Genomic DNA, 19,524 nt, shown 5'->3' on the forward strand with positions numbered 1-19,524 from the left:
GTGGCGGCCTTCGCCACTCCTGACCTGCCGGTCTCGATCCGGCGAAGACGCACGGGCAGTAGCGAACCGCTGCGCGATCAGATGCGGGCGGTAGTCCGCTGATCCACCTGGAGGCGTGGATCGGTCAGGAAGGACATGTGTGAGCAACACCGATCTTTTGAGCGGTGACCTGGACACTCAGGCCGCTCCAGCCGCGTCGGGATCAGCGGAACAGGCGAACGGTGCCGCGCCCAAGCGGCGGACCGGCGGCCTGTCCGGGATGGTGATCGCCGACCTGCGGGAGCTCGCGGCCGAGTTGGGTGTCGGGGACACCAAGGGTATGCGAAAGGGCGACCTCATCGCCGCGATCCGCGAGCGCCAGGGCAAGGTGCCCCGCAAGCGCGCTGCGGCGGCCGAGACGCTCCCCTTCGACGGCGTCACCGAGGAGCGGCCGAGTACCGCACCTGCCGAGAAGAAGCAGGACAAGCCCGCGGAGCGGCCGGAGAAGGCCCCGCAGGCGGAGAAGGCGAGCGAGCGGCCGGCCGGCGAAGTGGCCCCGCAGCAAGGTGAGGACGGTGCCCGCCGCGAGGGCGGCAACCGCCGTCGCCGCGGTTCCAACCGCCCGGCCGGCAGCCCCGAAGCGGCCGGCCAGCAGCGCACCGAGCAGCCGCAGCGTGAGCGTGACGGCGGCCAGGGCAACCAGGGCGGTAACCAGCGCCGCCAGCAGAACAACAACCAGCCGCAGAACAACCGTGGCCCGCAGGGCGACAGCGGTGACGACGAGGAAGGCGGCCGTCGCGGCCGCCGGTTCCGCGACCGTCGCCGTCGCGGCGGCCGTGGGGAGGGCGGCGGCCCGGACACCGAGATCCGCGAGGACGACGTCCTGCTGCCGGTCGCCGGCATCCTCGACGTGCTCGACAACTACGCGTTCGTCCGCACCTCGGGCTACCTGGCCGGGCCGAACGACGTGTACGTGTCGCTTTCGCTGGTGCGCAAGTACAACCTGCGCCGCGGCGACGCCATCACCGGTGTCGTCAAGCAGCCGCGTGAGGGCGAGCAGCAGCGGCAGAAGTTCAACCCGCTGGTGCGGGTGGACACCATCAACGGGCTCGACCCGGAGCAGGCCAAGAAGCGGCCCGAGTTCACCAAGCTGACCCCGCTCTACCCCAACGAGCGGCTCCGCCTGGAGACCGAGTCGCACAAGCTGACCACCCGCGTCATCGATCTGGTGATGCCGGTCGGCAAGGGCCAGCGCGCGCTGATCGTGTCGCCGCCGAAGGCCGGCAAGACCACGATCATGCAGGACATCGCGAACGCGATCACCACGAACAACCCCGAGTGCCACCTGATGGTCGTCCTCGTCGACGAGCGTCCGGAAGAGGTCACCGACATGCAGCGCTCGGTGAAGGGCGAGGTCATCGCCTCGACCTTCGACCGGCCGCCGTCGGACCACACCTCGGTCGCGGAGCTGTCCATCGAGCGGGCCAAGCGCCTCGTGGAGATGGGCATGGACGTGGTGGTCCTGCTCGACTCGATCACCCGCCTCGGCCGTGCGTACAACCTGGCGGCCCCGGCGTCCGGCCGGATCCTCTCCGGTGGTGTCGACTCGACCGCGCTGTTCCCGCCGAAGCGTTTCCTCGGCGCGGCGCGCAACATCGAGAACGGCGGCTCGCTGACCATCTTCGCCACGGCGATGGTGGAGACCGGGTCCACCGGTGACACGGTGATCTTCGAGGAGTTCAAGGGTACGGGCAACGCCGAGCTCAAGCTCGACCGCAAGATCGCCGAGCGGCGCGTGTTCCCGGCGGTGGACATCAACCCGTCCGGCACCCGTAAGGAAGAGCTGCTGCTCTCGCCGGACGAGCTGGCGGTGCACCACAAGCTGCACCGGGTCCTGCACGCGCTGGACTCGCAGCAGGCGATCGACCTGCTGCTGTCCCGCCTGCGCAAGACCAAGACCAACATCGAGTTCCTGATGCAGGTCTCCAAGACCGCGTTGGGCGCGGACGAAGACTGACGGGAGCGTGCTGCCGCCGGAATACCCCGGCGGCAGCACGCGTTGTTCCGTCTGGCAAAATCAATCCGCTGAAGTCCGGCTCCGGTTCACCCCGCGCGCGGGGACCCGGCGGCCACGATGAGAGGACCCCATGAAGAGCGGTATCCACCCCGAATACGTCCCGACCACGGTGACGTGCGGCTGCGGCAACACCTTCCAGACGCGGAGCACCAAGACCTCCGGCCAGATCACGGTTGAGATCTGCTCCAACTGCCACCCGTTCTACACCGGCAAGCAGAAGATCCTGGACACCGGTGGCCGGGTCGCGCGCTTCGAGGCGCGCTACGGCAAGCGTCAGAAGAAGACCGACGCCAAGTAGCTTGATCGACGGCGCCCGCCACCCGGACCCCGGGGGCGGGCGCCGCTGCTGTGTCCAGGGTTGTTCGCCGAAACAGAGGTCAGGCAAGTGGATTCGTCCTCCCTGCGCGGGCTGCGCGACGAGTACGCCGAGCTGGAAAAGCAGCTCGCGGACCCGGCCGTGCACGCGGACCAGGCCCGCGCGCGCAAGCTGGGCCGGCGGTACGCCGAGCTGAGCCCGGTGATCAAGACGATCGGCGAGCTGGACACGGCCCGCGATGATCTCGCCGCCGCCCAGGAACTGGCGCACGAAGACGCGGCTTTCGCGGCCGAGGCCGAGGAGATCGCCGCGCGGATCCCCGCGCTGGAAGCCCGCCTCACCGAACTGTTGCTGCCGCGCGACCCGTACGACGGCTCAGACGTCGTGATGGAGATCAAGTCGGGGGAGGGTGGCGAGGAATCCGCTCTGTTCGCGGGCGATCTGCTGCGGATGTACCTGCGCTACGCAGAGCGGCACGGCTGGAAGGCCGAAGTGCTCGACTCGGTCGAGTCGGATCTCGGCGGCTACAAGGACGTCACGGTTTCTGTGAAGGGCAAGGGAACGGATGGTGTCTGGGCCCGGCTGAAGTTCGAGGGCGGCGTGCACCGCGTGCAGCGGGTGCCGGCCACCGAGTCGCAGGGCCGCATCCACACCTCCGCGGCGGGGGTGCTGATCTACCCCGAGCCGGAAGAGGTCGAGGTCGAGATCGACCCGAACGACCTGCGCATCGACGTGTTCCGGTCCTCGGGCCCGGGCGGGCAGAGTGTGAACACCACCGACTCGGCCGTGCGCGTGACACACCTGCCGACCGGCATCGTGGTGTCCTGCCAGAACGAGAAATCGCAGATCCAGAACCGGGCGCGGGCGATCCAGGTGCTGCAGGCCCGCCTGCAGGCGATCGCGGAGGAGGAGGCCGCGAGCAAGGCGGCCGACGCGCGGCGTTCGCAGGTCCGCACGGTGGACCGCTCCGAGCGGGTTCGCACGTACAACTTCCCGGAAAACCGGATCTCCGACCACCGCGTGAACTACAAGGCGTACAACCTCGACCAGGTCCTCGACGGTGAACTGGACGGGGTGCTCGACGCGCTGGCGAACGCCGACCGCGAAGAGCGGCTCGCCGCGGCGGGGTCCTGAGATGCCCGGAAACCCGGACCTCACAAAGAGAATTGTCTTCCACGCGGAGGTTCGGTCCGGGGTGTCCGGCGCGGCCTTGCCGGGGACGTAGCGGCGGCTGTGGGAAAGTAGAGCTGTGAAGCGGCAACCGTTGCGCCTGGCGATCCTGGAGGCGACCAGGATCCTGGAGGATGCCGGCGTCGCGTCGCCAAGGACCGACGCCGAGCTGCTCGCCGCCCATGTGCTGGGGGTCGAGCGCGGGCGGTTGCCGCTGATCCCGCTGGTGGATCCGCCGGTCATCGACGCGCTCGGCCAGCTCGTGGCGCAGCGGGCCAAGCGCGTGCCGCTGCAGCACCTCACCGGCTGGGCCGCGCTCGGTGACATCACGGTGGGCGTGGGGCTCGGCGTGTTCATCCCCCGGCCCGAAACCGAGCTGCTGCTCGAGTGGGGCTTGCGGCTGCTGAAAGGCCGCGAGTACCCGGTGGTCGTCGATCTGTGCACCGGTTCTGGCGCGCTCGCGCTGGCCGTCGCGCACGCCCGGCGGGACGCGGTGGTCTACGCCGTCGACGTGGACCCGAACGCGCTGGCCTGGGCCCGGCACAACGCCGACGCGCGCGCCGCCGAGGGTGACACCCCGATCCGCCTGTACTCCGGCGACGTGGGGGACAGCACGATCTTCGCCGAGCTGGACGGCCTGGTGGATCTCGTGCTGTGCAACCCGCCGTACGTGCCGCCCGGGGGCGAGCTGCCGCCCGAGGTGATCGACTACGACCCCGCGCAGGCGGTGTTCGCGCCCGAGGCGGGGCTCGCGGTGATCCGCCAGGCCGTCGCGACCGCCGCCCGCCTGCTCAAACCGGGCGGCGGCATGGCGATCGAGCACGACGACTCCCACGGCGCCGCCGCACCGGCCCTCGTCACCTCGCGCAAGGTGCTCACCGAGGTCCAGGACCACAGGGATCTGGCCGGCCGGCCACGCTTCGTCACCGCCCGCCGGGCGTAGGAGAATGCCGTGAGGGGCCCCCTCATGCCCTTATGTGCCGTGAGGGACCCCCTCACGGCACGGCCGCTTCCCCACCACCACCCTCAACGGAGACGCTACGCGCCGCGGAATAGTCTTCAGCCCATGAGTGCGGTGTACGACTGCAGCCAGCCCGGTTCACGGGCCGACGGGCTCTCCGCGGCCGCGGGCGCGGTGCGTTCCGGTCGCCTTGTCGTGCTGCCGACCGACACGGTGTACGGCATCGGCGCGGACGCGTTCGACGCGGATGCGGTGCGTTCCCTGTTGCTGGCCAAGCACCGCGGGCCGGACATGCCGGTCGGCGTGCTGGTCGGCTCGTGGTCCACAGTGGACGGTCTGGTGCTCGGAATGCCGCCTCAGGCAAGGGCTTTGGTCGAGGCCTTCTGGCCGGGCGATCTCTCGCTCGTGCTGCCGCACGCGCCGAGCCTGCAGTGGGACCTCGGCAGCACGCGCGGCACCGTGATGCTGCGCATGCCACTGCACCCGGTCGCGCTCGAACTGCTGCGCGAGGTCGGCCCGATGGCCGTGTCGAGCGCGAACGTGTCCGGGCAGCCGCCCGCGGCCACCGCGCAGGAGGCGCAGGATCAGCTGGGCGAGTCGGTCGCGGTGTATCTCGACGGCGGCCCGAGCGGTGATCCGGTCCCCTCCAGCATCGTCGACCTCACCGGCAGCGAACCCGTCCTGCTGCGCGAAGGCGCGGTCAGCGCCGGCGCCGTGTCCGAAGTGCTCGGTTTCCCGGTGACCGTCCCGTCCTGATGACTCCGATCGCCACAGCCGGTCTCCCCATCCGGGAGTACATCCTCGTCGGGCTCATCTCGGCGACGCTGACCTTCCTGCTCACCGGTCTCGTCCGGCGCTTCGCGGTCCGCGCCGGCGCCATCGCCAACCCCCGCGCGCGCGACGTGCACGTCGTCCCGATCCCGCGGATGGGCGGTCTCGCGATGTACTTCGGCGTGGCCGGCGGGATGGCGATGGCGCACCAGTTGCCCGTGCTGCGCCGTGCCTTCGAGTACTCGCTCGACCCGGTCGGCGTGCTCATCGGCGGCGGCGTGATCGTGCTGATCGGCGCGATCGACGACCGGTTCGAGATCGACGCCTGGACCAAACTCGCCGGGCAGGTGCTGAGCGCGGGCATCCTGGTGATCTTCGGCGTGCAGTGGAACGTGTTCTGGGTGCCGTGGGGCGGCAACGGCGCCTCGCTGGGCCAGGTGGTCACCCTCGACAGCAACCAGGGCAGCCTGCTCATGGTCGGGCTGGTGGTCATGCTGGTGAACGCGATGAACTTCGTCGACGGCCTCGACGGGCTCGCCGCCGGTCTCGGGTTCATCGCCGCGACGGCCACCTGCGCGTTCTCGCTCGGCCTGCTCGATTCCGCGGGGGGCGACGTCGGCACGTACCCGCCGGCGCTGATCGCCGCGACGCTCGCGGGCGCGTGCCTCGGTTTCCTGCCGCACAACTTCCAGCCCGCGAAGATCTTCATGGGCGACTCCGGCTCGATGATGATCGGCCTGATGCTCGCCGGTGCCACCACCTCGGCGTCCGGCAAGATCAACTACACCCGGTTCGGCGGTTCGGACGCGCTCGCGCTGCTCTCCCCGCTGCTGGTGATGATCGCCGTGCTCTTCCTCCCCGTGCTCGACCTGCTGATGGCCGTCATCCGGCGCACGCGGCGCGGGGAAAGCCCGTTCGCGGCGGACAAGATGCACCTGCACCACCGCCTGCTCGAGATCGGCCATTCGCAGCGCCGCGCCGTGCTGCTCATCTACCTGTGGGCCGGGCTGCTCGGGTTCGGCGCCGTCTCGCTGACGTTGTTCGACACCACGGCGGTATTGTGGATCGGCGGCATCGGGCTGCTGTTCGCGACCGTGGTCTCGCTGATCCCGCGCCTGCGAAAGCCGCCCAATGGTGTCCTTTGAAGTACCTCAAACAGGCTTAGGAGTACGCCTGTACGGCATGTCTGCGGTGGCTGGTATCGTCCACTCCGTGAGCGGGTATCACCGCTCCGAGGCGAGTCTCCGACCAGCAGCGTGGCGATCGTGACCGATCGTCGTTCGCGCTTCCGGTGGGCACCCGCTTGTTATTGCCCGAAACATGTCAGGTACGTTAAGTCCAGATCGTGACGATTCACCCGCCGGAGTGAGTTCCGGCGGGAGAACCGGAAGGAGCCCCAGGTTGGGCGCGCTGGTAGTCGCCGCGGGATCGCCGTTCGATCCCCTCCTGGCGCCGGTGTCGGTGTCCGGCCGACTGCTCGCCGGAACCCGTTTCCGCCGTGGCTGCCGTCGGGTCGGTAACGAACAGCACGGTAGGCACATATGGCAGGGAAGCAGCCGAGTCCGGCTGAACTCATCGGTCTGGGGTCCTCGATCGTCGTCATGGTCGTCGGGTTCACGGTACTCGGCTGGTACATCGACGGGCGCGCGCACACTTCGCCCGCGTTCGTCTTCACCGGCTTGGCGGTCGGCATCGTGACAGCCATCGTGTTCGCCTACACCCAGTTCCGGAAGTTCCTGTAAGAGATCGAGGGTTCAGCCGTGTCAGCGACCGACGCAGTGTCAACCATTCCCGCGGGGAAGATGGTCAGCCTTCGCCGCCCCCTTCTGATGGCAGCGGCCATCGGCGCACTCGGCCTGCTCGCGACCGGTCTTCTCGGACACATCCTGATGGGCGTGTTCGGCTGCGCCGGGCTTGCGCTGGGCCTGCTCAACACCCGGCTGGTCCAGCGGTCGGTCTCCCGCGCGACCATCACGGAGAACCCGAGCAAGCGGGCACTGGCCTTCAACGCGGTCGGCCGGCTCGCCATCATCACGGTGATCGCATTCGGGCTCGCGCTGCTCGTGCGTCCTGACGGTTTCGGTGTGTTCGCGGGCCTCGCCGTGTTCCAGTTCATCATCACCGCCAGCACGGCTGGGACGGTAGTGAAGGAGCTTCGCCAGCAATGACCCAAGTTCTCGCCGCTGAGGTCGAGGTCGGCCACCACTCGACGTTCGAGTTGTTCGGCATGACCTTCAACAGCGACACCATCCTGGCCACCGTGATCGCCGCGGCGATCGTGATCGTGCTCGCGTTCGTCCTGCGCGCCAAGGTCACCTCGGGCGTGCCGAGCGGGATCCAGCTCGCCTGGGAGAGCGTGACCACGTGGATCCGGGGTCAGGTGGAGAGCAGCATCGGCGTCCGGGTCGCGCCCTTCGTGGTTCCGCTTGCCGTCACGCTGTTCGTGTTCATCCTGGTCTCCAACTGGCTTTCCGTCCTGCCCGCGCAGACCACCAGCGCCGATTTCATCCCGCCGCCCGCCTCGGACACCAACTTCACGTTCGCACTGGCCCTGACCGTGTTCGTCTGGTACCACGCGGCCGGGATGCGGCGCCGTGGCGCGGGCAAGCACGCCGCGCAGCTGGTGAAGGGACATGTCGCGTTCCTCGCGCCGATCAACGTGATCGAGGAGATCGCGAAGCCGATCTCCCTCTCGCTCCGGCTTTTCGGCAACGTGTTCGCCGGCACCATCCTGGTCTCGCTGATCGCGATGTTCCCCGCGTACATCCTCTGGGCGCCGAACCTGATCTGGAAATCCTTCGACCTGTTCGTCGGGTTCATCCAGGCGTTCATCTTCGCGCTGCTCACCGTCCTGTACTTCGGCCAGGCGATGGAGACGCATGAGGAACATTGATCTTTGACCAGTTGTCTCCAGCGCCGCGCAGCGGCGCATGCACATAGCGTTCCAACGAATATCGGTTAGGGAGAGTCATGGCAGACATCAACACCGCGATCACGATGGCCGGGGCCATGGTCGGCGGCGGCCTGATCCTGGGTGGCGGTGCGATCGGCGCCGGTATCGGTGACGGCCTCGCGGGCAGCCAGTTCATCGCGGGCATCGCGCGCCAGCCGGAGGCCCAGAGCCGGCTGTTCACGCCGTTCTTCATCACCGTCGGTCTGGTCGAGGCGGCGTACTTCATCAACCTGGCCTTCATGGCGCTGTTCGTCTTCTCGCTGGGCCAAGGCTGAGTATGTCGGGCGAGGTTCTTGCTGCGGGGAACAACTTCCTGATCCCCAACGGCACCTTCTTCGTCGAGCTGATCATCTTCGGCATCGTCCTGCTGGTCATCTGGCGGTGGGTGCTGCCGCCGATCCAGAAGGCGATGAAGGAACGGCACGACATGCTCCAGCGGCAGCTGGACGAGAACCATCAGGCCGCGGAGAAGTTCGAAGCCGCCAAGGCGCAGTACGCCGAGGAACTCGCGGCGGCGCGGGCCGAGTCGAGCCGGATCCGCGACGAGGCGCGGGCCGAGGGGCAGGCCATCATCGACGAGTACCGGGGCCAGGCGCAGAGCGAGATCTCCGCCGTGCTCCGGCGCGGTGAGGACGAACTGGCCGCGCAGCGTGCGCGTGTCCTGGCCGACCTGCGTGCCGAGATCCCCACGTTGTCGAGGACGCTCGCGAGCCGGGTGGTCGGGCACGAAATCGGCGCCGGGCACCAGGAGACGGTCGAGGCGTTCCTGGCCGAGCAGGGGTCCGGCGAGTCCGGAAAGGGAGAATGATGGACGCCGCGAGGTATGTCGGCACGCTGGTCGCGTTCGCCCTCATCGTCGGGCTGATCTGGTGGAAGATCGTGCCGCCGGTCCGCAAGATGATGCGGGCCCGGCAGGAGACGATCCGGCAGCAGATCGAAGAGTCCAAGCGTGCGGATGAGCGGCTCGCGGAGGCGGAGCGCAAGTACGCCGGCGCGGTCGCCGAGGCGAAGACCGAGGCGGCCGTGATCCGGGATCAGGCGCGTGCCGACGCGCTCCGGATCGTGGACGAGATGAAGGCGCGTGCGCAGCAAGAGGTCGAGCGCATCAAGCAGCGTGGCGAGGAGCACCTCGCGCAGCAGCACCAGCAGATCATCCGTGAGCTGCGGGCCGAGATCGGGCAGGCGGCGGCCGAGCTCGCCGGCCGGATCGTGCGCGAGCACCTCGCGCAGGCGGGTAACCGGACCGCGACGGTGGACCGGTTCCTCGACGAGCTCGATGAGACCTCCGCCCGGACGGACGAAGCGGTCCCGGCCGGAGCGGGTGAAGGGGCGTCATGATGCAGGCGAGCAGCAGGGAGTCGCTGGCGATCGTCCGCGAGCGGCTCGACGAGCTGACCGCGGACGTGAGTGTCGAAGCCCTGCGGCAGCTCGGGAGCGAGCTGTCCGCGGTCGTCGAACTGCTGGCCAGGGAACGGGTGCTTCTGCGGCATCTGGCCGATCCGTCGGCCGGTGAGCAGGCCAGGGCCGGCCTGGTCGGCCGGGTCTTCGACGGCAAGGTCGGCGCCACCGCCGTGCGGGTGCTGCGCGAGGTCGCCGGCCAGCGCTGGTCCCGCCCGCGTGACCTGGTCGACGCGGTGGAGCTGCTGGGGCGGCAGGCCGTGCTGACCGCGACGGAACGGGAGAACACCCTCGACGAGACCGAGGACGAGCTGTTCCGGTTCGGGCGCGTGCTCGGTTCGGAGAACGCGCTGCGGTCGCTGCTGTCGGATGCGACGGTGCCGGCGGAGCGGCGGCTGACGCTGCTGCACGGCGTGCTGGACCGCAAGGTCGGCCGGGACACCATGGACCTGCTGGAGCAGGCCGTGCGGGCACCCCGCGGCCAGACCCTGGACGTGCTGATCACGCAACTGGCCGACCTGGCTGCGCAACGCCGCCAGCGGACCGTCGCGTTCGTGACCGCGTCCGCGCCGCTGACCTCCGCGCAGGAGGAACGGCTCGCGCAGGTCCTCTCGCGCATCTACGCCAGGACGATATCGGTGCAGGTCGACGTCGACCCGGAGGTGCTCGGCGGGCTCGTGGTGCGCGTCGGCGACGAGGTGATCGACGGCAGTGTGGCGAGCCGGCTGGCCTACGCGAGCCGCGGTTTGCCGTCATGAGGCACCTACCCCACCAAGATTTGACCCACTGAGAGCAGGGACGGCAAGACCATGACGGAGCTGACGATCTCCTCGGACGAGATCCGGAGCGCGATCGAGAACTACGTCTCGACCTTCTCCGCCGAGACTTCGCGCGAAGAGGTCGGGACCGTCGTCGAGACCTACGACGGCATCGCGATCGTCGAAGGACTGCCCTCGACGATGACCCAGGAACTGCTGGAGTTCCCCGGTGGCGTGCTCGGCGTCGCCCAGAACCTGGACGAGCGCGAGATCGGCGCCGTCATCCTCGGTGACTACGAGGGCATCGAGGAGGGCCAGGAGGTCAAGCGCACCGGCCGGGTGCTGTCGGTCCCGGTGGGCGACGCCTTCCTCGGCCGCGTGATCGACCCGCTGGGCGCGCCGATCGACGGGCTCGGTGACATCCCCGCCGAGGGCCAGCGCGTGCTCGAGCTGCAGGCCCCGTCGGTCATGCAGCGCCAGCCGGTGTCGGAGCCGCTGCAGACCGGGATCAAGGCGATCGACTCGCAGACCCCGATCGGCCGCGGCCAGCGGCAGCTGATCATCGGTGACCGCAAGACCGGCAAGACCGCGGTCTGCGTGGACACGATCCTGAACCAGAAGGCCAACTGGGAATCCGGCGACCCGGCGAAGCAGGTTCGCTGCATCTACGTCGCGATCGGCCAGAAGGGCTCCACGATCGCCTCGGTGCGCAAATCGCTGGAGGACGCCGGCGCGATGTCGTACACCACGATCGTCGCCGCCCCGGCCTCCGACTCGGCCGGCTTCAAGTGGCTCGCGCCCTACGCCGGTTCCGCGCTCGGCCAGCACTGGATGTACCAGGGCAAGCACGTGCTGATCGTGTTCGACGACCTGTCCAAGCAGGCCGAGGCCTACCGCGCGATCTCGCTGCTGCTGCGCCGCCCGCCGGGCCGCGAGGCGTACCCCGGTGACGTCTTCTACCTGCACTCGCGGCTGCTGGAGCGGTGCGCGAAGCTGTCGGAAGACATGGGCGCCGGCTCGATGACGGGGCTGCCGGTCATCGAGACGAAGGCCAACGACGTGTCGGCCTACATCCCGACCAACGTCATCTCGATCACCGACGGCCAGTGCTTCTTCGAGACCGACCTGTTCAACCAGGGTGTCCGCCCGGCCATGAACGTCGGCATCTCGGTGTCCCGCGTCGGCGGTGACGCCCAGATCAAGGCGATGAAGAACGTCGCCGGCTCGCTGCGGCTGGACCTGTCGCAGTACCGCGAGCTGGAAGCGTTCGCGGCCTTCGCGTCGGATCTGGACGCGACGTCGAAGGCGCAGCTGGACCGCGGTGCGCGGCTGGTGGAGCTGCTCAAGCAGCCGCAGTACACGCCGTACCCGGTCGAGGAGCAGGTGGTGTCGATCTACCTCGGCACCAAGGGCCACCTCGACACGGTGCCGATCGAGGACATCGGCCGGTTCGAGTCGGAGTTCCTCGACCACGTCCGGCACAACCATGCGGGCGTCCTGGCTGAGATCCGGGACACCAGCAAGTTCTCGGACGAGACCGAGCAGCGGGTCACCGACGCGGTGAACGAGTTCAAGAAGAGCTTCACCCCGACCGGTGGCGGCTCGGTCGTCAACGAGGCTCCGGCGGCGCCGATGGACGAGTCCGAAGAGCAGCGTGAGTCGGTCAAGGTGAGCCGCCCCGCACCGACCAAGAAGTGATCGGATAGCCGAGGATGCCAGCACAGATACGGGTACTACGCCGGAGGATCCGCTCGACCCAGTCGATGCGGAAGATCACCAAGGCCCAGGAGCTCATCGCCACCTCCCGCATCACGAAGGCGCAGGCCAGGGTGGAGGCCTCCCGACCGTACGCGGCCGAGATCACCCGGGTGCTCAGCGCGGCCGCCGACTCGGCCGCGCTGAACCACCCGCTGCTCGTCGAGCGGGAGAGCCCGCGGCGCGTGGGCGTGCTGGTGGTGACCTCCGACCGTGGCCTGTGCGGCGGTTACAACGCCAACGTGCTGCGGCGGGCGGAGGAGCTCCAGGCGCTGTTGCGCGAGCAGGGCAAGGAGCCGCACCTTTACGTCGTCGGGCGGAAGGCGCTGAACTACTACCGCTTCCGCCAGCGTGAGGTGGAGGCTTCGTGGACGGGCTTCTCGGAGCAGCCCGCCTACACCGACGCCTCCGCGGCCGCGGGCCCGATGATGCGGGCCTTCCGCGCGGGGTCGGACGAGGACGAGGAAGCGCGCGAAACCTACCTTCCGGAAGGGGAGGAGGAGACGACCCGGCTGGCCGGGGTGGACGAGTTGCACATCGTCTACACCGAGTTCAACAACATGCTCAGCCAGACCGCGGTCGCCAAGAGGCTGGCTCCCCTCGAGGTCGAGTACGGCGTCGAGGGCGCGGTCCCGACCCTGTACGAGTTCGAGCCGGACGCCGACGCGCTGTTCCGTGCGCTCGGACCGAAGTACCTCGGTACGCGGATCTTCGCGGCGCTGCTGGAGTCGGCCGCGTCGGAGTCGGCGTCCCGCCGCCGGGCCATGAAGGCCGCGACGGACAACGCCAATGACCTGATCCGCGACCTCACGCTCGAGGCCAACCGGGCCCGCCAAGCCCAGATCACCCAGGAGATCAGCGAGATCGTCGGTGGAGTCGACGCGCTCGCCGCCGCAGGAAGTGATGACTGACATGAGTGCACCCACAGCTACCACCCCCGCGACGGGCAAGGCGACCGGCCGGGTCGTCCGGGTCACCGGCCCTGTGGTCGACGTCGAGTTCCCCCGCGAATCGGTACCGGCCCTGTTCAACGCGCTGAAGGTGGAGGTCACCTTCAGCGATCTGGCCAAGACGCTCACCCTCGAGGTCGCCCAGCACCTCGGTGACAACCTGGTGCGCGCGATCTCGATGCAGCCCACGGATGGTCTGGTCCGCGGTGTCGAGGTGGTCGACACCGGTGCCGGTATCAAGGTGCCGGTCGGTGACGAGGTCAAGGGCCACGTGTTCGATGCCCTCGGTGAATGCCTGGACGAGCCGGGCTACGGCACCGACCTCGAGCACTGGGCCATCCACCGCTCCGCGCCGCCGTTCGACCAGCTCGAGGGCCGCACCGAGATGCTGGAGACCGGCCTGAAGGTGGTCGACCTGCTCACCCCGTACGTGCGCGGTGGGAAGATCGGCCTGTTCGGCGGTGCCGGCGTCGGCAAGACCGTGCTCATCCAGGAGATGATCAACCGTATCGCCCGGAACTTCGGTGGTACCTCGGTGTTCGCCGGCGTCGGTGAGCGCACCCGTGAGGGCACCGACCTGATCCAGGAGCTGCGCGAGGCGGACGTCATCAAGAACACCGCGCTCGTCTACGGCCAGATGGACGAGCCGCCCGGCACCCGGATGCGGGTCGCGCTGTCCGCGCTGACCATGGCGGAGTACTTCCGCGACGTGCGCAACCAGGACGTGCTGCTGTTCATCGACAACATCTTCCGGTTCACCCAGGCCGGTTCGGAGGTGTCCACCCTGCTGGGCCGGATGCCTTCGGCGGTGGGTTACCAGCCGACGCTGGCCGACGAGATGGGTGAGCTGCAGGAGCGGATCACCTCGACCCGTGGCCGGTCGATCACCTCGATGCAGGCGATCTACGTGCCGGCGGACGACTACACCGACCCCGCGCCGGCCACCACGTTCGCCCACCTCGACGCCACCACGGAGCTGTCCCGGACGGTGTTCTCGAAGGGCATCTTCCCGGCGGTGGACCCGCTGGCCTCCAGCTCGACCATTCTGGACCCGCAGATCGTCGGCGAGGAGCACTACCGGGTGGCGCAGGAGGTCATCCGGATCCTGCAGCGCTACCAGGACCTGCAGGACATCATCGCGATCCTCGGTATCGACGAACTGTCCGAAGAGGACAAGCAGCTGGTCGGCCGGGCGCGGCGGATCGAGCGGTTCCTGTCGCAGAACATGATGGCGGCGGAGCAGTTCACCGGTCAGCCGGGTTCGAACGTGCCGCTGAAGGACACCATCGAAGCCTTCGACAAGATCACCAAGGGCGAGTACGACCACCTGCCCGAGCAGGCGTTCCACCTCGTCGGCGGTCTGGACGACGTCGAGAAGAAGGCCGACGAGCTCAACCGGTGACCCGGAGCGTCCCCGGCGGGGCCGTGATCCGGACCGGGTCGCGGCCCCGCCGGACGCTTCGACACACCGCGCGAACTAGACAAGGAGCTGACTGTGGCCGCTGAGATGTCCGTCCGGCTGGTGGCGGTGGAGCGGGAGGTGTGGTCCGGCCAGGCCACGTATGTCTTCGCGCGCACGAAGGTCGGTGAGATCGGTGTCCTCGCGCACCACGTGCCGCTGCTCGCGGAACTGGTGCAGGGCGAGATGGTGCGCATCGACTCGACCACGGGTGAGGAGATCTTCGCCGCCGTCGACGGGGGTTTCCTCTCCGTCAGCGAAGACGGCGTGAGCATCCTCGCGGAGTCGGCCGAACTGCGCGACGAGATCGACGTGGAGCAGGCCAGGGTCGACATCACCTCCGATGACGAGGCGACCCGGCTGCGTGGTCGCGCGCGGCTGCGGGCGGCCGGTCACGAAGCCTGACCGTGCCACTATTAGACTGTCCTGAAAACCGCCGTTCTCGAAGGAGGCCGACGTGGCCCGGTGCCCGTTAGGACTTGCCACGTCCGGTCTACGCCGCTAGGCGCGGGGCGACGAGCAGGTGACGGCCGTGGATGTCGCTGTGATCCTCCTGGTGGTCCTGCTCGGCCTGATCGTGGTCGCCGCGTGGTACGCGCTGCGCTGGGTCGGGATGCGGCGCGGCGGTGGAGTCAGCGTCGCCCTGCGGTGGAATCCCGACAACGCTCGTGCCGGCTGGCATCTGGGCATCGGCCGGTATGAGGGCGAGATGTTCGCCTGGTACCGGGTGTGGAGCCTGCGCACCGGACCGGACCGGGTGTTCGACCGGAACGCGCTGGTTATCGCGGACCGCCGCGATCCGGCCGGCACGGAGGCGTATGCCGTCCCGCCGGACGCGTCGGTGCTCCGGTGCGTCTCGCCGGACGGCACCCCGATCGAGATCTCGATGGGCCCCGGTGCTCTCACCGGTTTCCTGTCCTGGCTGGAATCGGCACCGCCCGGCCGCGGTATCCGCCGGGCCGGCTAATTGCCAATCCGACCTGAAGTAGGCAGACAGGTCAACCGGCGGCCGACCTACGGTTAGCCGCTAGCCGTGGCTGCCGGTCGGATTGGCAACGGTCAGCACTGTACGTCGCGGGTAATCGCGGCCGGTCGCGATCGGGCCTAACGTCCTTGGTGTCAGCGAAAATCCGAGCCGGGGACGGTCGAGATGAACAGACTTCTTCGCTGGGTGCTACGGCTCGATCAGGCCGGTTCGGCGGCGTTCATCGTGGTGGCGCTGGCCGCCGTGCCCGCCCTGGTTCTCGTGGGCCCGACGCCGGTGGTGCTGTGGGTGCTCGGCGTCGGCGTGATCCTCTACGCCGCGGCGCTGGCGGCGCTGGGCGTGCTCATGGCGTGGGGCCTGAGCCGGTCCGCGATCCGGGGCCAGACCGTCTCGTCGCGGCTGTGGAAGTCGATCCTCCTGTTCTCCGACGACGGGCACGTAGAGTGGCGCCGCCGCACCTGACCCCTCAGGACTCGCCGCCGGGCTGCCAGAGGACGTCGCCGCCCGGGTTGGCGACGCGGGCCAGGATGAACAGCAGATCCGACAGCCGGTTCAGGTACTTCACCGCGAGAGCGTTCGTCTGCTCGCCTTCGGCCTCGACGAGGGCCCACCCGCTGCGCTCGGCCCGCCGCGCCACCGTGCGCGCCTGGTGCAGGAAGGCCGCGCCGGGGGTGCCGCCGGGCAGGATGAACGAGGTCAGCTTCGGTACCCGCTCGTTGAACGTGTCGCACCAGCCTTCCAGGCGGGTGACGTACGCCTCGGTGATGCGCAGCGGGGGATAGGGAGGGTTCTCCACGACCGGAGCGCACAGATCCGCGCCGACGTCGAACAGGTCGTTCTGCACGCGCCGCAGGACTTCCGCGACCTCGTCGCTCACACCGCCCAGCGCGAGCGCCAGGCCGATGACGGAGTTCGTCTCGTCGACGTCGGCGTACGCGCCCAGCCGCGGTGAGGTCTTGGGGACGCGCGAGCCGTCGCCGAGCGCTGTCGTGCCGTTGTCGCCGACCTTCGTGTAAACGCGATTGATCCGTACGGGCATGGCTATGACTCTAGGACTGTTCGAAGAGGCGCATCGCGTCCGGAGCGTCGAAGTACACGTCGCCGGGAAACCGTGACCGCAGGTCGCGCACCAGGTTCCGGCCGCCGCGCCAGTCGCCGGGACGGACGGTGATCAGGCCGCCGTGCCGGCCGGACAGGTGCAGGATCGGCAGCTGGCCGTCGGTGTGCTCGACGCCGACGCCCGCGATGTCGTCGAACCGGACGACCGCGACCGGCACCGGACTCGAGCCGTAGTACGAGGTCAGCCCCTCCTCGCCGGCCACGATCCGGAATCCGCGGGGCGCCGTCGAACCGACCAGCGCGCGCTTGAGTTCCCGGCCCGCGACGGGTGCGAGCGGGCTGCCGGGCAGTTCCGGCAGGTCCGCGGGCAGCCGATCCTGTGGACCGCACAGCACGAGCGCCCCGGCCAGCTCGCGGGCGGCCTCCGCGACTGCTTCCGGCGCGAGTCCCGCGAGCGTCTGTCGCTGGTGTGCCGCCGCCGGGGCCCAGCCGGTCAGCTCGCACATCGCCTCGTCGAACACGCGGTATTCGGCGAACTCGCGTTCCGGCACCTGCTCCATGAGACTGTCGCGGTCCGCGGCGAGCTCCTCGCCGGTCGGCCCGCTTTCGGCCAGCGCGGCCAGTTCGAAGCGGATCGCGTCAAGCACGCGGCGCGCGTGCTTGTCCGGCACGTCGGTCCCGAACCCGAGGACCGCCTGCCGCTCGCCGACCATCTGGTGGTCGAAGGCGATGTCGTAGACCAGACCTTCCAGGTGCCGCAGGCGATCGGTCAGGCGCGCGATCAGGATGCCGGCGGCACAAGCCATTCCGGCGGTCCAGTCGACGAGCGCGCAACCTACGACCCCGTTGGGCACCGTGGTGCGGGCGGGGGTGTTGAGCCGAAACGGGGTGACCTGTGGCGGCTGCCGTCGTGGCCCATCCGGCAGGAGCAGCCGCAGGTCGGCCGGAGGCGGTCCGGACAGCACGAGCGCCGCGTTGCCGCGATGGAACCACCGGGCGCGCCAGGCGCGCACGTCCTCGGCGCCGGCATGGACCGTGGCGAGCTGGAGGTTGCCCGCGAGCCCGTAAGCCTGGTTGCCGAACCAGATCGACGCCGGGAGCCAGGTGGTCACGCCGGGGCCTTCGCTCGTGCGCTCTTCGGCGACGAGGATGCCGCGTTCGAGTTCGAGCGGCCCGGTGTCGAGGTGGCGGAGGGAGCCGCAGGTCCGGCGAAGGTGGTCGGTGACGGTGTCGGGAGTGCTGGTGACGTCGAAGCTCGTGTGCAGCATCGAGGTCGTGGCGTTGTTCTCGTAGCGGCCGGTGCGCAACGGCCGCATCGCGAGATGCTCGACCAGGTGCGTGATGCCCGTTTCCAGGAACGTCTCGTGCGCGACGCCGACCCCGAAGATCAGGCTCGCGTTCAGCCGTCCGGGTTGGGTGTGCCAGAACACGGGAACGCCGTCCACCTCGGTCCGGTGTACCGCAGGTAGATCGGGTGCGGCGGAGCGAGCCACCATCTCGGGCATTCCTCCCCCAAGCGGGTCGAGTGACGGGTTCTATCGCTCTGGGAGCGCGTAGTGTTTCACACTTTCGACTGAATTGCGTCGCGGTCTGTCATCGCGTGCCCCACCGATCGAGTGGCGTGCGCGGCAGGCATGATTGCGGCCATGAGCGAGCACTTCGATGTGCATGGTGGGGCCCGATTGGTGGGCGAGGTCGAGGTCGTCGGCGCGAAGAACAGTGTGCTGAAGCTGATGGCGGCGGCACTGCTCGCCGAGGGCACCACGACGATCACCAACTGCCCGAAGATCCTCGACGTCCCGCTGATGGCGGACGTGCTGCGCAGCGTCGGCTGCGAGGTCGAACTGGACGGGGACACGGCACGGATCACCACCCCGTCGGCGCTTTCGCACCGCGCCGACTCGCCCGCGATGGGCAAGCTGCGCGCGTCGGTGTGCGTGCTCGGCCCGCTGGTCGGGCGGCTCAAGCGTGCCGTGGTGGCGCTCCCGGGCGGGGACGCGATCGGTTCGCGCCCGCTGGACATGCACCAGAACGGGCTGCGGGCGCTGGGCGCGACGAGCACGATCGAACACGGCTGCGTCGTCGCGAAGGCCGGCGAACTCCGGGGCGCGCAGATCTGGCTCGACTTCCCGAGTGTCGGTGCGACCGAGAACATCCTGATGGCCGCGGTGCTCGCCGAAGGCACGACGGTGATCGACAACGCCGCGCGCGAGCCGGAGATCTCCGATGTCTGCACGATGCTCATCGAGATGGGCGCGAAGATCGAGGGCGCCGGCACGTCCACGCTGACGGTGCACGGCGTCGATTCGCTGCACCCGACCGAGCACCGGGTGATCGGCGACCGGATCGTCGGTGCCACCTGGGCGTTCGCGGCGGCCATGACGCGGGGCGACCTCACGGTGCGCGGGGTCAACCCGCATCACCTGGATCTGGTGCTGGACAAGCTGCGCCTGGCCGGCGCGGAGGTGACTCCCTTTGACGGCAACGGTTTCCGGGTGGTGCAGGCGGAGCGGCCGAAGGCGGTCGACTTCGTCACGCTGCCGTACCCGGGGTTCGCGACCGACCTGCAGCCGTTCGCGGTCGCGCTGTCGGCGGTGTCCGAGGGGACGTCGATGATCACGGAGAACGTGTACGAGGCGCGGTTCCGGTTCATCGAGGAGATGCAGCGCCTCGGCGCCGACGCGCGCACTGACGGGCATCACGCGGTGGTACGCGGCGTGAATACGCTGTCAAGTGCCCCCGTGTGGGCCTCGGACATCCGGGCCGGCGCTGGTCTCGTCCTGGCCGGGCTGTGCGCCGACGGCGTGACCGAGGTGTGGGACGTCTTCCACATCGACCGCGGCTACCCGCATTTCGTGGAGAACCTGAACCGGCTCGGCGCCCGGATCGAGCGGGTGGCCGGGGAGCCTGACCGCGCCTGACCGCGGAGGTCG

At 69.2% G+C, this 19,524-nt stretch carries 22 protein-coding genes; 20 read left to right on the forward strand and 2 right to left on the reverse strand.

Annotation, left to right across the window (positions count from 1 at the left end; translation table 11 throughout):
* Nucleotides 1-139: 139 nt before the first annotated feature.
* The 19 genes from rho (at nt 140) to FG385_RS26475 (ending at nt 15,994) form a co-directional block, all read left to right on the forward strand.
* Nucleotides 140-1,996, forward strand: a complete 1,857-nt coding sequence (rho, locus tag FG385_RS26385; RefSeq protein ID WP_139099488.1) for a transcription termination factor Rho — start codon at nt 140-142, stop codon at nt 1,994-1,996.
* 130 nt (nt 1,997-2,126) lie between these two features.
* Nucleotides 2,127-2,354: a 50S ribosomal protein L31 gene (gene rpmE, locus FG385_RS26390; RefSeq protein WP_139099489.1), complete on the forward strand. Its 228-nt coding sequence runs from the start codon at nt 2,127-2,129 to the stop codon at nt 2,352-2,354.
* An 87-nt stretch (nt 2,355-2,441) separates the two neighbouring features.
* Nucleotides 2,442-3,506 (forward strand): peptide chain release factor 1, encoded by a 1,065-nt coding sequence (prfA, locus tag FG385_RS26395; protein ID WP_139099490.1) that lies wholly within the window; start codon nt 2,442-2,444, stop codon nt 3,504-3,506.
* Between the two features lie 115 nt (nt 3,507-3,621).
* On the forward strand, nt 3,622-4,485 hold the full coding sequence (prmC, locus tag FG385_RS26400) for a peptide chain release factor N(5)-glutamine methyltransferase (protein ID WP_139099491.1): 864 nt from the start codon (nt 3,622-3,624) through the stop codon (nt 4,483-4,485).
* Nucleotides 4,486-4,608: 123 nt separating this feature from the next.
* Nucleotides 4,609-5,259 (forward strand): L-threonylcarbamoyladenylate synthase, encoded by a 651-nt coding sequence (locus FG385_RS26405; protein ID WP_139099492.1) that lies wholly within the window; start codon nt 4,609-4,611, stop codon nt 5,257-5,259.
* On the forward strand, nt 5,259-6,419 hold the full coding sequence (locus FG385_RS26410) for a glycosyltransferase family 4 protein (RefSeq protein ID WP_139099493.1): 1,161 nt from the start codon (nt 5,259-5,261) through the stop codon (nt 6,417-6,419). Before FG385_RS26405 ends, FG385_RS26410 begins: the two co-directional genes overlap by 1 nt.
* A 396-nt stretch (nt 6,420-6,815) precedes the next feature.
* On the forward strand, nt 6,816-7,016 hold the full coding sequence (locus tag FG385_RS26415; RefSeq protein WP_139099494.1) for an AtpZ/AtpI family protein: 201 nt from the start codon (nt 6,816-6,818) through the stop codon (nt 7,014-7,016).
* A gap of 87 nt (nt 7,017-7,103) precedes the next feature.
* Nucleotides 7,104-7,442: an ATP synthase subunit I gene (locus FG385_RS26420; RefSeq protein ID WP_139099495.1), complete on the forward strand. Its 339-nt coding sequence runs from the start codon at nt 7,104-7,106 to the stop codon at nt 7,440-7,442.
* Nucleotides 7,439-8,167, forward strand: coding sequence for a F0F1 ATP synthase subunit A (atpB, locus tag FG385_RS26425; RefSeq protein ID WP_139099496.1), 729 nt, complete (start codon nt 7,439-7,441; stop codon nt 8,165-8,167). The genes FG385_RS26420 and atpB overlap by 4 nt, the downstream gene beginning before the upstream one ends.
* 77 nt (nt 8,168-8,244) lie before the next feature.
* A complete protein-coding gene (locus FG385_RS26430; protein WP_139099497.1) occupies nt 8,245-8,502 on the forward strand; it encodes a F0F1 ATP synthase subunit C in 258 nt (85 codons plus the stop codon).
* A 2-nt stretch (nt 8,503-8,504) separates the two neighbouring features.
* On the forward strand, nt 8,505-9,035 hold the full coding sequence (locus FG385_RS26435; protein WP_139099498.1) for a F0F1 ATP synthase subunit B: 531 nt from the start codon (nt 8,505-8,507) through the stop codon (nt 9,033-9,035).
* Nucleotides 9,035-9,565, forward strand: coding sequence for a F0F1 ATP synthase subunit B (gene atpF, locus FG385_RS26440; protein WP_160148889.1), 531 nt, complete (start codon nt 9,035-9,037; stop codon nt 9,563-9,565). The genes FG385_RS26435 and atpF overlap by 1 nt, the downstream gene beginning before the upstream one ends.
* Entirely contained in the window at nt 9,562-10,383 is an 822-nt protein-coding gene (locus FG385_RS26445) for a F0F1 ATP synthase subunit delta (RefSeq protein ID WP_139099500.1), read from the forward strand. Before atpF ends, FG385_RS26445 begins: the two co-directional genes overlap by 4 nt.
* 51 nt (nt 10,384-10,434) lie before the next feature.
* Nucleotides 10,435-12,081 (forward strand): F0F1 ATP synthase subunit alpha, encoded by a 1,647-nt coding sequence (gene atpA / locus FG385_RS26450; protein ID WP_139099501.1) that lies wholly within the window; start codon nt 10,435-10,437, stop codon nt 12,079-12,081.
* Between the two features lie 14 nt (nt 12,082-12,095).
* Nucleotides 12,096-13,049, forward strand: coding sequence for a F0F1 ATP synthase subunit gamma (locus FG385_RS26455; RefSeq protein WP_139099502.1), 954 nt, complete (start codon nt 12,096-12,098; stop codon nt 13,047-13,049).
* A 1-nt stretch (nt 13,050) separates the two neighbouring features.
* Nucleotides 13,051-14,490: a F0F1 ATP synthase subunit beta gene (atpD, locus tag FG385_RS26460; RefSeq protein ID WP_139099503.1), complete on the forward strand. Its 1,440-nt coding sequence runs from the start codon at nt 13,051-13,053 to the stop codon at nt 14,488-14,490.
* 105 nt (nt 14,491-14,595) lie between these two features.
* Nucleotides 14,596-14,952, forward strand: coding sequence for a F0F1 ATP synthase subunit epsilon (locus FG385_RS26465; protein WP_139099538.1), 357 nt, complete (start codon nt 14,596-14,598; stop codon nt 14,950-14,952).
* 127 nt (nt 14,953-15,079) lie between these two features.
* A complete protein-coding gene (locus FG385_RS26470) occupies nt 15,080-15,514 on the forward strand; it encodes a DUF2550 domain-containing protein (protein ID WP_139099504.1) in 435 nt (144 codons plus the stop codon).
* Between the two features lie 183 nt (nt 15,515-15,697).
* Entirely contained in the window at nt 15,698-15,994 is a 297-nt protein-coding gene (locus FG385_RS26475) for a hypothetical protein (RefSeq protein ID WP_139099505.1), read from the forward strand.
* 4 nt (nt 15,995-15,998) lie between these two features.
* Here the strand turns inward: FG385_RS26475 and FG385_RS26480 are convergent, their stop codons facing one another.
* A complete protein-coding gene (locus FG385_RS26480; RefSeq protein WP_139099506.1) occupies nt 15,999-16,571 on the reverse strand; it encodes a cob(I)yrinic acid a,c-diamide adenosyltransferase in 573 nt (190 codons plus the stop codon).
* 10 nt (nt 16,572-16,581) lie between these two features.
* A complete protein-coding gene (locus FG385_RS26485) occupies nt 16,582-18,087 on the reverse strand; it encodes a M16 family metallopeptidase (protein WP_139099507.1) in 1,506 nt (501 codons plus the stop codon).
* A gap of 150 nt (nt 18,088-18,237) precedes the next feature.
* Between FG385_RS26485 and murA the strand changes: the two genes are divergently transcribed.
* On the forward strand, nt 18,238-19,512 hold the full coding sequence (gene murA / locus FG385_RS26490; protein ID WP_139099508.1) for a UDP-N-acetylglucosamine 1-carboxyvinyltransferase: 1,275 nt from the start codon (nt 18,238-18,240) through the stop codon (nt 19,510-19,512).
* Nucleotides 19,513-19,524: the final 12 nt, after the last annotated feature.

Origin of the sequence: Amycolatopsis alkalitolerans, from assembly GCF_006152065.1 — a bacterium.
In the GTDB taxonomy this organism is placed as follows: domain Bacteria; phylum Actinomycetota; class Actinomycetes; order Mycobacteriales; family Pseudonocardiaceae; genus Amycolatopsis_E; species Amycolatopsis_E alkalitolerans.

Bases quoted from the DNA above. Each gene is read 5' to 3' on its own strand.
- atpF (WP_160148889.1), top strand. From the start codon at position 9,035: ATGGACGCCGCGAGGTATGTCGGCACGCTGGTCGCGTTCGCCCTCATC.
- FG385_RS26410 (WP_139099493.1), top strand. From the start codon at position 5,259: ATGACTCCGATCGCCACAGCCGGTCTCCCCATCCGGGAGTACATCCTC.
- FG385_RS26480 (WP_139099506.1), bottom strand. From the start codon at position 16,571: ATGCCCGTACGGATCAATCGCGTTTACACGAAGGTCGGCGACAACGGC.
- FG385_RS26415 (WP_139099494.1), top strand. From the start codon at position 6,816: ATGGCAGGGAAGCAGCCGAGTCCGGCTGAACTCATCGGTCTGGGGTCC.
- FG385_RS26475 (WP_139099505.1), top strand. From the start codon at position 15,698: ATGAACAGACTTCTTCGCTGGGTGCTACGGCTCGATCAGGCCGGTTCG.
- FG385_RS26420 (WP_139099495.1), top strand. From the start codon at position 7,104: ATGGCAGCGGCCATCGGCGCACTCGGCCTGCTCGCGACCGGTCTTCTC.
- FG385_RS26405 (WP_139099492.1), top strand. From the start codon at position 4,609: ATGAGTGCGGTGTACGACTGCAGCCAGCCCGGTTCACGGGCCGACGGG.
- FG385_RS26455 (WP_139099502.1), top strand. From the start codon at position 12,096: ATGCCAGCACAGATACGGGTACTACGCCGGAGGATCCGCTCGACCCAG.
- atpB (WP_139099496.1), top strand. From the start codon at position 7,439: ATGACCCAAGTTCTCGCCGCTGAGGTCGAGGTCGGCCACCACTCGACG.
- FG385_RS26430 (WP_139099497.1), top strand. From the start codon at position 8,245: ATGGCAGACATCAACACCGCGATCACGATGGCCGGGGCCATGGTCGGC.
- atpD (WP_139099503.1), top strand. From the start codon at position 13,051: ATGAGTGCACCCACAGCTACCACCCCCGCGACGGGCAAGGCGACCGGC.
- atpA (WP_139099501.1), top strand. From the start codon at position 10,435: ATGACGGAGCTGACGATCTCCTCGGACGAGATCCGGAGCGCGATCGAG.
- rpmE (WP_139099489.1), top strand. From the start codon at position 2,127: ATGAAGAGCGGTATCCACCCCGAATACGTCCCGACCACGGTGACGTGC.
- FG385_RS26465 (WP_139099538.1), top strand. From the start codon at position 14,596: ATGTCCGTCCGGCTGGTGGCGGTGGAGCGGGAGGTGTGGTCCGGCCAG.
- FG385_RS26485 (WP_139099507.1), bottom strand. From the start codon at position 18,087: ATGGTGGCTCGCTCCGCCGCACCCGATCTACCTGCGGTACACCGGACC.
- FG385_RS26435 (WP_139099498.1), top strand. From the start codon at position 8,505: ATGTCGGGCGAGGTTCTTGCTGCGGGGAACAACTTCCTGATCCCCAAC.
- murA (WP_139099508.1), top strand. From the start codon at position 18,238: ATGAGCGAGCACTTCGATGTGCATGGTGGGGCCCGATTGGTGGGCGAG.
- FG385_RS26445 (WP_139099500.1), top strand. From the start codon at position 9,562: ATGATGCAGGCGAGCAGCAGGGAGTCGCTGGCGATCGTCCGCGAGCGG.